The sequence below is a fragment of the Paenibacillus sepulcri genome, assembly GCF_042647105.1.
Classification (GTDB): Bacteria; Bacillota; Bacilli; order Paenibacillales; family Paenibacillaceae; genus Paenibacillus_Z; species Paenibacillus_Z sepulcri.
Map to the genome: position 1 here is coordinate 314725 of NZ_JBHRUP010000002.1, position 12098 is coordinate 326822.

Here is a 12098-nt window from a genome sequence, read left to right on the forward strand (position 1 = left end):
TTGTTTCTTCCCTCAGACCTTATAGAAATGAAACCCTTCTACTGAAGGATCAATAGCCAGAGAAGAGAGAGGTGAAGATTTGCGGCCGGAGAACCTGATTTATACTTTTGTCAGCTATGCATCCCGCTACGATACGCCCTGGGGACAAGGAACGGCGATCGAAGGAATTGAACGAACGGCCGGAATCGCCCATGCACACGGCATTCCGGTCACCTGGATCGTCAATGGCGGGTCGGTCCCCGTATTGCGGGAGCGAATTTCGGAGTGGCATGAACAATACGGGGATGATGTCATTCTTCAATGCCCCTTGTTTGTCGAGGATACGGGGATGTCCAAGGCGAAGCTGAAAGCGGCGCTCCAGAAGGACTGGCGGATCGTTGAAGAAGCGTTCCCCTGGGTAAAGACGAAGGTGGCAGGCAGAGGCAAAATCTACAATGAAGTGATCGAGGTGCTGGAGGAGCTGGATTTCAAAGGCATGTGGGGTTATTGCTGGGAGCAGGTCTGGTGGGACGGCATCACGCATGCAGGCATTCCATGGGGTTCATGGTATATCGACAGCAGCCGTTACAAGGTGCCCCATTCGGGGAAGGGGAGCGTCGTAGCTTGCGAATGGACGGCGCGGGATTTGAATCTAACCTTCCATTCCGGAAGCCCGTGCATATATTCCACCGATCCCAACGATGTGCTGCGTGCGGGCTTGTGCTCGGGGGACAACATTGATTACTGGAAAAACGTATTTCAGGATTATCTGGCTAACACGGATCATAACGATCGGATATATTTTCTTCAGCAGCAGGAAGGGCATGAGATGGAATATACCGAACAGTTCTCCGTATTCCCGGCTGGCGATGTTGAAGCCTGCTCAGAAATGCTGGACCGGTTCTTCGGATATATCAGCACCTTCGGCATTACGATCACCACGCTGCCCCAAGCCATTGAAGAGTATCACGCAAGGAACTCTGTAACGGCCCCGGTATTTATGCTGACCCGGGACACGCAGATTCGACCGCAAATCAACGAATATACGATGACGCTCGGAGGCGTGGGCTCAGGCCCTTGGCCGGATACCTTCCTGTACTATGACCATGAGTGTCAGATGGCATTCGTTGAAGGAGAGAACAGACCGCATCTGCTGCGCAATTATGTAGGCAAGGGTAATATGAACGAAGATTTTATAGAAAAGACTCCATCCGTATTCGTCACCCGGTATGACAAAACTGGGGACCGGATTGATATTGAATATAAAGTAAATATCTGGAGCCCCATGCCATACGGGCTTGTGTATTGGGAGGATCTGAACGGATACGAAATCGAATCCTGCCCGGATGGGGTGAAGACAAAGCTGATCAAGGATAGGCTGGTGTTCCTGCGGTTCAACCATACGGGAGAGCCGCGAACGGTAAGGCTGGCGCTTCGCCGCAAACGCATAGAATAGAAAAGAGTGGATCAAATTTGAAAATAAAAACCTCCGTTCGAGATACGGCTGCCTTCAGCGGGAGGGCGCAAATTTTCCGGACCATGTGGAAATACCGCTACTTGACGATCATGCTCCTGCCTGCCGTCATCGTACTTCTTGTCCATAACTATCTGCCGATGTTCGGCATATTTATCGCATTCAAGAACATCAACTATGTCGACGGCATTTGGAGAAGTCCCTGGGTGGGCTTTGATAATTTTACGTTTCTGTTCAGTTCCGGCTCTCTATGGCGAATTACCAGAAACACAGTCCTCTACAGCCTGACGTTTATGGTCTTTAACCTCGTAATATCCGTATCGATTGCCGTTGCGATCAATGAGCTGCGCAACCGCATCTTGCCCAAGGTGTACCAAAGCGTTATTCTTATGCCTTATTTCTTGTCCATGGTCGTCATCAGCTATCTGGTCTACGCTTTCCTGAACCCGACCCAGGGCTTTATCAATACCACCGTTCTTGACTGGTTCGGCATCGATCCGGTGTTCTGGTACTCCGAAAAAGACTATTGGCCGTATATTCTGACCTTGGTCAACGCTTGGCAGGGTGTAGGAATTGGAGCGGTTATCTATATTGCGGCAATTGCCGGGATCGATCCGGAATATTATGAAGCGGCTGTTATCGACGGGGCATCGAAATGGCGTCAGATCATTCATATCACCTTGCCAACCATTCAGCCGGTCATTATTATTTTGACTATTCTGTCTATGGGGAGCATCTTCTCCGCCGATTTCGGTCTGTTCTATCAGGTCACGATGGACTCCGGAGTCCTGTATCCGACAACGGATGTGGTGGACACCTATGTGTACCGGGCATTGCTTCGTCTAAACGATACCGGGATGTCGTCCGCGGCGGCGCTCATGCAATCCATATTAGGCTTTATCATGGTCATTATCACCAATTCCGCCGTTCGGAAAATCAACCGCGAACAAGCGTTATTCTAGCAAGGACGTTTCAAGGAGGAACCTATCGTGAATACACAAAGCAGCAGCCGGAACAATCAGATATCCCCGGCCGCGAATATGGTGTTGAATTTGATTTTTATCGTGATGTCGCTTTTGTTCGTCATGCCGGTTATTCTCGTGTTTATTGTATCTGTCACGCATAATGACTCTTTGTTGAGCAACGGCTACAGCTTCCTTCCGGGCAGGTTCTCGTTTATCGCGTACGAGTCCTTGTTCAAGGATTATACGACCATTATCCGGGGGTATACGATCAGCATCGGCATCACAGTGGTCGGCACGGCAGCAAGCGTCGTATTAATGGCGTTATATGCCTATCCGATTTCCCGGGGGGATTATCCCTATCGGAACTTTTTTACCTTCTTTCTATTTTTCACCTTGCTGTTCAACGGGGGCATGGTGAGCCGGTATCTGGTCTATACGCAAGTATTGGGCCTGAAGGATTCCTATTTTTCGCTGATTCTTCCGCTGCTCATTATCCCGTTTAACGTCATTATCATGCGAACCTTTTTTCAAACGACCATTCATCCCGCCTTGATCGATTCGGCCCGAATGGACGGCGCCGGCGAGATCCGCATTTTCATGCTGATCGTGCTTCCGCTGTCGCTCCCCGTGCTGGCTACGATGTCGCTGTTCAGCACCATCAATTATTGGAATGACTGGTTTAATGCGCTGCTGTATATCGACAGCGAAGATAAATACCCGCTGCAATTTCTAATGAGACGGGTCATCAATGACGTACAGTTTCTAAGAGACAACATCACGCTGGCTGCGCAGAATCCGGAGCTTCTCAGTAAACTTCCAGACCAATCCCTGCAGATGGCGATGGCCGTTGTCGGCATGGGACCGATTCTTCTGGTCTATCCGTTCTTTCAGAAGTTTTTTGTGAAAGGGCTGACGGTTGGCTCTATTAAAGGATGATAGAGTCCGGTATCCAATATTTTGCAGGAAAATGATATACTTTAAGAAGCAAACTACAGCTTCTGGGGAAGCTCCCGGAAACTCAGGATTGGAAGGGGGAAATCCGGATGTATAAGATTCTGGTCGTCGACGATGAACCAAGAGTGAGCACCGGGATCAAAAACTATCTGCTCCGCTCCGAGCTTGAAATATCGCTGGTGGAGACGGCTCTGAACGGATTCGAGGCGCTTGATTACCTGCGGATGGATACGTTTGATTTGATCCTGACCGATATCCAGATGAGCTTGATGAACGGAATCGAGCTTATGGAAGCGATCTATATGGAGCAGCCCCACCTTCCAATCATCGTCATATCCGCGCATGAGAAATTTGATTTTGCCAAGAAGTCTTTGCGGCTGGGCGCCAGGGATTATCTGATCAAGCCGGTGGAGCTGGATGAGCTGATCCGTGTGGTCGGACGGGTGCTTCAGGAGAAAGGGGAGACCGGCAGACAGCTTCTGGAGCATTCGGCCCGGACGGACCGGGGGGAAAGCCTCGCCACCAAACGCAAGAAAGCGCTAATCGAACTCATAACCGAGACGGATTTGCAGCAATCGGATTATTCGGATCTGTTACAGGAGCTGGATGCTCACGAGAAAGAAACCCACTACGGCATGATGACGGTGCATTTCGATCTGAGCAGAGTCGGCTTCAGCAGCCGCGGAATTACATTGCGGGACCGCAAGCTGCTGAAGTACGCATCCGTCAATATTATGGAAGAGAGCTTGGCCGATTGGAAGGGGATTGCCTTCTATGGCCTCGGAAATCAGCTTATTGCCGCGTTTCAGTTAAACGCCCAGGAGGTGTCCGATCAGCGGGTGCATCTTAAATCCCAGCTTAATCTGATTGGTCAGCTGATCTATATCAATCTCAAACAATTTTTGAATGTTGAAGCCATTGTGGGAATGAGTACGCTTACAACGGATATATCCGCTCTCCCCAAGCTGCTTGGGGAAGCGTCGGCGGCGTCCGAATGGAGCAGTCTGCATCCCAGCAACAAGGTCTTCTATTTTGAAGATATGAGCGGGCCGGGCAGGATGAATTATATCGATTGGGTGACCAAGGTGAATCAATTCGTCGATCAGCTAAAGCTCATGGGTGGAGAACCTCCGCCCGAGGATACGGAAAGTATCGTCCGGCTGTTGTCCGAGCTTGGACGCTCGGAGGAAATGTTCAACAGCTGCTTCGGCTTGCTGGTCTACCGCCTATACGGTCTGCTGCTGGAGTGCGGGCAGGATTCCGGATTGCCGCTTCGCCGCTATGATCCGGACATCTATTTTCGGGGAACCCCAATTGATCATAAAACCGAAAGGCTGGGCGAATATATCCCGGAGCTGAGTCTGCTGCTGAGGAAATGCCTGATCGAACGCGACCAGTCGATTATTTCGCAAGTTGCGGGATACATCCACAAGCATTATGGAAACCGCGGGCTGAAGGTGCAGGACATTGCCGGTGAAGTGCATTTCAGCGCGGCTTACGTAGGTTATTTATTTAAAAAAATTATGAAAACGAATCTTTGGGAATATGTCACCATGGTCCGGATCGAGGAAGCCAAGCGATTGCTGGAAATGACGGACAAACGGCGTTATGAAATTGCCTATCAGGTAGGATATGAGTCTCCCGAGCATTTCAGCAGGATTTTCAAAAGATGCGTGGGCATAAGTCCCGCCGAATACAGGAAAGAGCGTCAGGAGGAAGCGGGCTGAACCTCAAATACAAGGTTTCTTTATCATTTTGTCTGTTTATTATCGGGCCATTCCTGGTCGTAGGCTGGATTTCAGCGTTTCACGCCTCGGATACGATGAAGGATGAGGTCGGAAAGACCATGCTGCAGCTGGTCAGGCAAAATCATGTCACCATGGAGAAAACGGTCTCCACGGTGAATGACACAACGATCACGTTCCTCAACAACCATTATTTCAGCAACAGCAAACAGTTTGCGTTCTGGTCGGGCATTGAAACCCTTTCCCAGATCAGCGAAGCGGATACGATTCTGGAGCGCTTGTCCTCCGATGGCACCGAATATATGCTCTACATGAAAAATACGGCAAACAGGAGGGCTGCGATCGATACTTCCTACAAGACAAGAGGCTTCAGGTATACGGATGATGTCTACTCCGGGCTGCCTTCCTGGGCCAAGCAGACTGAACAGGACGGCGGGAAGGGGAGCGTGCGTCTGATCGAGGCGGCGAATGGTCTGACTACGGTTGCCTATATGAGAAGTATTTTGGACCCGGTCAAGTATGACAAATCGATCGGGCTCCTTGTCGTATCCAGGCTGGAGGTGCTCTTGATGCAGGACATCGTAACGGTACAGCTGCCGGAAAACACAGGGATTTATTTGCTGAATGAACAAGATGAATTGTTAATGAAGGTTGGGCAAGAGGATCAGGCGGTGGAGGATTTCCCGAGCGAGCTGAAAGAACGGACAGAAGGCTACCGCCTGGTCAAAGAGGGAAGCGGCGAGTGGCTGTACGCTTTTTCCCACCGTCCCCAGTTCAATACCCGGCTCATTTACAAAATCCCTGCCGGTTCAATCACGGGCAATCAAACGGCGTTTCAATGGGTGATCATGACCATGTCTGCCGTCTATTTATTGTTTGTTCTTATCTTCGTGCTGTACCTGCTGCGCGTCATATTAAAGCCGCTCGCCAAATTGATTTCGATCACGAAAATTTACGAGCCGGGGAAGAAGCTGAATATCGGCATGGATCCCCCGCGCGCGGATGAATTCGGGATTCTATATGGATCTTTTATGAAGATGACCAGGAGGCTGGACCAGTCTTTCGAGGAAAATGTGGTCATGAAGATGAAACAGAAGGAGATGGAGCTATCCACGCTACACTCCCAGATCACGCCGCATCTGCTCTACAACACGCTGGATTCGATTTACTGGTATGCAGTGGACAGCGGCAATCGCGATGTCGGCGATATGGTGAAGGATCTGTCGAAGCTGCTGAGAATCGGCTTGAGTAAAGGGAAGAGCCTCATTACAATCGCAGAAGAGCTGGAGCATGTCCAGGCGTATACCCGTCTTCAGATGAAACGGTATCCGGGCACCTTCGAGGTAAATTGGGATATTGAAGAGTCCGTTACTTCATTCATGACGCCGAAGCTGGTGCTGCAGCCGCTGGTTGAAAATGCTATTTTTCACGGCGTCAGCAGCATGGACGGTGAAGGTACAATCTGGATCCGGATCAAGAGAGCGGGTGAAGAAATCCACATGACCGTTGAGGACAACGGGTTTATCGGAGGAGATATCCAGATGTTCGAGCGGATCGTGAGGGGGGAATCCGAGGACAAGGGCTTTGGTATCCGAAATGTTCAGCAGCGTATTCAGCTGCATTTTGGCGAGAGCTACGGCCTGAGGTACGCTTCCCGCGAGGGCGGGGGAATTACGGTCATCATAAATATTCCTGTTTGGTGCGCTGCGAAAGCGAATACCCGTGAATCATCATAATCTAGGAATCGCAAACAACCTCGTGTTGAGGTATGATTAGATTTGATGATGAAATCTTCTTTTTACATCGGGTTTATTCGATTTAGTACGGGAAGGAGCATGCACATATGGAAAATGATCGTAACTGGGCAGGCAACTACAGGTATAGCGCGTCTGAACTCCATGTTCCCGAAAACGTGGAGCAAGTACAGGAATTGGTGGCTCGCAGCAGTCAAATCAAGGTGCTTGGCACGCGCCACTCTTTTAATGGTATTGCCGATTCTGCTAATAGCTTTGTCTCGCTTCAGAAGCTTGACCGGGTGACAGCATTAGATCAAACGCGCAATACGGTAACGGTCCAAGCCGGAATCCGCTATGGAGAACTGTGCCAATATCTTCACGGCAACGGCTATGCGCTGCACAATTTGGCATCGCTGCCCCATATTACGGTTGCAGGCGCGTGTGCAACGGCTACGCATGGTTCCGGTGATCGGAACGGCAATCTTGCTACAGCGGTTCATGCCCTGGAGATCGTCAAAGCGGACGGAGAGGTGGCCGTAATCTCCCGTGATCAACAAGACGGGATCATTGACGGAGCGGTCGTTGGACTTGGAGGTTTGGGCGTCGTTACAAGCCTTACATTGGATGTGCTCCCGACGTTTCAGATGAGTCAGCATGTTTACGACAACCTGCCTCTGGAGCAGCTTCAAGAGCACTTTGACGATATTTTCTCGAGCGGCTACAGTGTCAGTCTGTTTTCGGATTGGAAGAATGCATCATTCAATCAGGTCTGGCTGAAGCGCATCCTGACAGATCAAGTCTCCGCTCAAGGAGAGCCTGATTTTTTCGGCGCGACACCTGCAACCGCGCGGCGGCACCCGGTGCCGGGCTACGCATCGGAAAATTGCAGCGAACAGATGGGCATTCCGGGACCGTGGTACGAAAGGCTGCCGCATTTTCGCATGGATTTCACCCCAAGCGCCGGAGAGGAGCTGCAAAGCGAGTACTTCGTGCCGCGCCATGAGGCGTATCAGGCATTATGCGCAATTAACCAGATACGGGAGTACATAGCGCCGCTTCTTTATATTTCCGAGGTTCGCACGATTGCGGAAGACCATTTTTGGATGAGCCCTTGCTATAAGCAGGAGTCGGTATCGATCCACTTTACGTGGAAATCCGATTGGGAGGCCGTTCAGCAGGTACTGCCGATCATCGAAAAGCAGCTTGCTCCCTTCCAAGCCCGCCCGCACTGGGCCAAGCTGTTTACCATGCCGCCCGAACGGCTGCAGCCCCTGTACGAGAAGCTGCCCGACTTTCAACAGCTGCTCCTTCGTTACGACCCGCAAGGGAAATTCCGCAACGACTTCTTGAATAAATATATTATGGCGAACTAAACAGCGGCAGTCCGGGACTTTATTCCAAGTCCATGGCTGCCGCTGTTTATATTTTTGCACATTTATCGTTCCGGTTCACGCAGCAGACGTTGAACTGATCAACAATCGTCAGCTTATTTTGGTATGAACTATTCAACTGATGCCGTGTTAATAGTATAATGTATTCTGTTTTCACAATAAGTGGGCTGGACCAACCTCTAACTTCAGTTATATATGGCTGGTCCTCGAAAAGGGTGTGAGCCGTATTTTATTTCAATCCAGCGATTCTATTCACAAGCAGCCTTCATTCACAAACTTCTGGGTCTCGCGAATTTTATCTTCAACCGCCTTCCAGATGCTCTCCGTGGCGATCGGATGGCAGATGTATGAGCTAACTCATGACGCCTTCAGCCTTGGACTTGTAGGGCTGGCCCAGTTCTTGCCCATGGTGCTGCTTACTTTCGTTGTGGGTCATGTCGCAGACCGTTTTGACCGTCGCAGAATTGTTTTTTTATGTCAGATCATCGAAGGCGGGATCGCCGCTCTTCTGCTAATCGGAAATTTTGCCGGGTGGCTTGGCCGTGAGCAAATCCTGGTGGCAGCGGCGATTATCGGTGCATGCCGTGCCTTCGAAGGCCCTTCGTCATCTGCGCTGCTGCCGCAGCTTGTTCCAAAAGCCATGCTCCAGCAAGCCGTCGCCTGGACTACCTCGGTCGGGCAAACATCTCAAATTTTGGGCCCCTCTCTAGGGGGAGTGCTTTATTCATTAGGTCCTGCTTTTGTATACAGTACATCTACCATAGCGCTGCTGGTCGCCGGAATCCTCACCTTCCTGATCCGTATGGAGCCAAGCATCCGAAAGTCGGAACCCGTCTCCATGCGCTCTGTCTTCCTGGGCCTGGAGTTCATCTTTCGGCATCCCGTAATTTTGGGAACGATCTCGCTTGATCTTTTTGCCGTTCTGCTTGGCGGAGCTACGGCACTTTTACCGATATTTGCGCAGGATATTCTACATACAGGTGCTTGGGGATTAGGATTAATGCGAACTGCACCGGCAATTGGCGCATTATTAATGTCCGTCATCTTCTCCTATTATCCGCTTAAAAAGAACTTTGGACCCATGTTGTTCGGTGCTCTCGCCGTATTCGGACTGGCCACCATGCTCTTCGCCGTTTCGACGAGCCTGCTTATATCGCTGGTTGCCTTGTTCTTCGTCGGAGCTTCGGATGTGGTCAGCGTCGTGATCAGGTCTTCACTCGTGCAGCTGCAAACACCGGATGAGATGCGGGGCCGGGTGAACGCAGTGAATTCGCTGTTTATCGGGACTTCGAATCAATTAGGCGAGTTCGAGTCGGGTACACTGGCCGGATTTGTTGGAGCCGTTCCGGCTGCTTTCATCGGCGGTATAGGAACTATAGCCGTCGCTGGCTTATGGATGTATTTATTTCCGTCCCTCAGGCGCCTGCGGTCGTTAACGGAAAGTTAGCGGGACGGAGTAAACGTGATGATGCTCCGGGACAACCGAAGCAACACGCGGCGGAGAAATGAGGAGGGGCTTGCTCCTCTTAAGCTGGATATTACTATATATCAATAGTTCTTTTACTTCAGATCCAGCGGAGCGGCTGCAGCACGGAGGACGGAGCAGGAATAGGCGAACTGTTCCTGTTCTTTCTCGGTCAGGTTCAATTCGACCAGCTCGGCTATGCCGCGCCGTGTCAATATGGCCGGAACGCCCGCGCATAGTCCGTTAACCCCATATTCCCCCTCCAAAATGGCGGATACTGCCGTTATCTTGTAATCATCATTCAAAACAGAGCGGACGATATGTGCGATAGCATTTGCAATTCCGTAATGCGTCGATCCCTTCCGCTGCATAATTTCCCATCCGGCGTTGCGTGTTTTCGCAGCAATTTCGTCGAGCTTGATATGTCCGAACCGGTGGGGATGCTGGGCCAGAATGTCCAATATCGGCTTGCCGCCAATCGTTACATGCGACCAGGCCGGGAACTGGGAGTCTCCATGCTCGCCGAGCACATACCCCTGCACGCTCCGCGGGTCGACGGGCAAAAACTCGCACAGCAGTGTCTTCAGACGGGAAGAGTCGATTGAAGTGCCGGTTCCTATCACTTGGCCGCGAGACAAACCTGATAGCTTCCACACCATATAGGTGACGATATCGACCGGGTTCGCAGCCACGACGAAAATACCGTTGAAGCCGCTCTTCATGATAAGGGGAATAATCGTTTTATAAATCTCATAAGAGCTGTCCAAGAGAGCAAGCCGTGTGCCGCCCGGAATCGGATTTGCCCCCGCACATAGAACAACGATGTCGGCATCGCCGCAATCCTCATAACCGCCGGCGTAAACTTTCGTCCGTGTATGTGTGAAATCCATACAATGCGACAGGTCGAGCGCCTGCGCGTAAGCACGTTCAGCCGTCCTGTCTATCAGCAGAATTTCGTCGCAGATCGATTGATTAACCATCGAATATGCACAGCTCGCCCCAACAAATCCAACCCCGACAACCGCCACTTTCCGTGTTTTGCTTCCCATTGCCCGATCCCCCGCTCTCGTGATGCATTTGCTTCTATTATATGATATTGCGCGGTTAAGTTGTCACTATTATGTGATAAAGAATCACATTAACCAGACATGCTTTTAGCGGAGGCCCCGGGGGCAGTTATTATTTCTCGCGCTCCACCTGAAAAAAACCGCCAAAACCCTTGATAATCAAGGTTTTGGCGGTTTTGAGCTTGTCATAGATTCACTCAGCCATAGCTTATTCTGTAATGGCAGCATAATCTTCTACGATTATATGAGACGCTATCGAACCAGCTCAATAAACCTGCTTGCTGTGCTGGAAAGCGGCATATTGCGCATAATCATTAGCCCCACATGAGAAGGCGGCAGCCGCACGTCCAGCTGAATCTCGAAGAGGGAACCCTCTTCCAGCTCCTTCGATACAAATTCCCTGGTCACATAAGAGATTCCAAGACCCTTCCGTGCAAACTCGATGAGAAGATCCACGCTTCCGACCTCGATTTCAGGCTTGAGCGTATAGCCATAGCTTTGAAATAATTCCGTAATGGCCATTCGCGCCCGGCTGTTGCGCGAGAATAGGATGACGGGGTGCTGAAGCAGCATATCCAGCGATAGCACCACATCCTTAAGCTCGGCATAACGGGCCCCCGCTACAAAGCAATCCTGCAGCTGGATACTTTCCCGCACCTCAAGCTGGGAATCGCCGATAGGCATCCGAACGACGCCCAAATCAATTCTGCCTTCTTTTAAGAAAGCGATGATTTCCGGCGTCGTTCCATGGTTCAGGTGAAGCCGGATGCCGGGATGCTTCTGATGAAAGTCCTCCAGGTAGGGAAGCAAATAATGCTTGAACAGCGAATCGCTTCCGCCGATCCGCAGCTCGCCGCTGTCCAGATTTTTAAGCGCGGCCATTTTTTCTTCAGCCAGCGAAATCAAAATCTGGGACTGCTCAATATAGGAATACAGAATGGCGCCTTCTTGCGTCAGCGCAACGCCTTTGGAATTCCGGTAAAACAGCGTAATGCCGAAGCTGTCCTCCAGCTGTTTGATGGCATGGCTGACGCTCGGTTGGGTAAGATATAAGGCCTTGGCAGCCTGGGTCAAACTGCCTGTCTTCGCAGCCCAATAAAAAACTTTGTACAATTCGTAATTATTGGTCATAGACGTGGTCTATAGCTCCTGTCAAATATATTAATTACACGTATAGATGATAATCGTATTATAGTGGAAATACGAAAAAGAAACCAGAGCTTGCGGATTGGAAAGCAGTCATGCTGCCCCAATGCCGGACGATCAAGCGTAAAACAACTGACGATCGTCCTTCGGCGGAAAAGCTCTGATGGAAGGAGAAT

General features: G+C 50.6%; 9 protein-coding genes. 7 read left to right on the forward strand and 2 right to left on the reverse strand.

Going from position 1 to position 12098, the window contains the following annotated elements:
- Positions 1-79: 79 nt before the first annotated feature.
- The 7 genes from ACFOLF_RS36445 (at position 80) to ACFOLF_RS36475 (ending at position 9691) form a co-directional block, all read left to right on the forward strand.
- A complete protein-coding gene (locus ACFOLF_RS36445) occupies positions 80-1435 on the forward strand; it encodes a hypothetical protein (protein WP_210040106.1) in 1356 nt (451 codons plus the stop codon).
- 17 nt (positions 1436-1452) lie between these two features.
- Complete coding sequence (locus ACFOLF_RS36450; protein WP_379113179.1) at positions 1453-2415, forward strand: ABC transporter permease; 963 nt, start codon at positions 1453-1455, stop codon at positions 2413-2415.
- Positions 2416-2442: 27 nt separating this feature from the next.
- Positions 2443-3354, forward strand: a complete 912-nt coding sequence (locus ACFOLF_RS36455) for a carbohydrate ABC transporter permease (RefSeq protein WP_210040105.1) — start codon at positions 2443-2445, stop codon at positions 3352-3354.
- 107 nt (positions 3355-3461) lie between these two features.
- Positions 3462-5099 (forward strand): response regulator transcription factor, encoded by a 1638-nt coding sequence (locus tag ACFOLF_RS36460; RefSeq protein WP_210040104.1) that lies wholly within the window; start codon positions 3462-3464, stop codon positions 5097-5099.
- Positions 5042-6853, forward strand: a complete 1812-nt coding sequence (locus tag ACFOLF_RS36465) for a sensor histidine kinase (RefSeq protein ID WP_210040103.1) — start codon at positions 5042-5044, stop codon at positions 6851-6853. The genes ACFOLF_RS36460 and ACFOLF_RS36465 overlap by 58 nt, the downstream gene beginning before the upstream one ends.
- Before the next feature lie 107 nt (positions 6854-6960).
- Complete coding sequence (locus ACFOLF_RS36470; protein WP_210040102.1) at positions 6961-8226, forward strand: FAD-binding protein; 1266 nt, start codon at positions 6961-6963, stop codon at positions 8224-8226.
- A gap of 235 nt (positions 8227-8461) precedes the next feature.
- Complete coding sequence (locus ACFOLF_RS36475; RefSeq protein ID WP_210040101.1) at positions 8462-9691, forward strand: MFS transporter; 1230 nt, start codon at positions 8462-8464, stop codon at positions 9689-9691.
- Positions 9692-9804: 113 nt separating this feature from the next.
- On the opposite strand, the gene ACFOLF_RS36480 is transcribed toward ACFOLF_RS36475, so the two are convergent.
- Together ACFOLF_RS36480 and ACFOLF_RS36485 are read right to left on the reverse strand one after the other, a co-directional pair.
- On the reverse strand, positions 9805-10758 hold the full coding sequence (locus tag ACFOLF_RS36480) for an L-lactate dehydrogenase (protein WP_210040100.1): 954 nt from the start codon (positions 10756-10758) through the stop codon (positions 9805-9807).
- 270 nt (positions 10759-11028) lie between these two features.
- A complete protein-coding gene (locus ACFOLF_RS36485; protein ID WP_210040099.1) occupies positions 11029-11907 on the reverse strand; it encodes a LysR family transcriptional regulator in 879 nt (292 codons plus the stop codon).
- Positions 11908-12098: the final 191 nt, after the last annotated feature.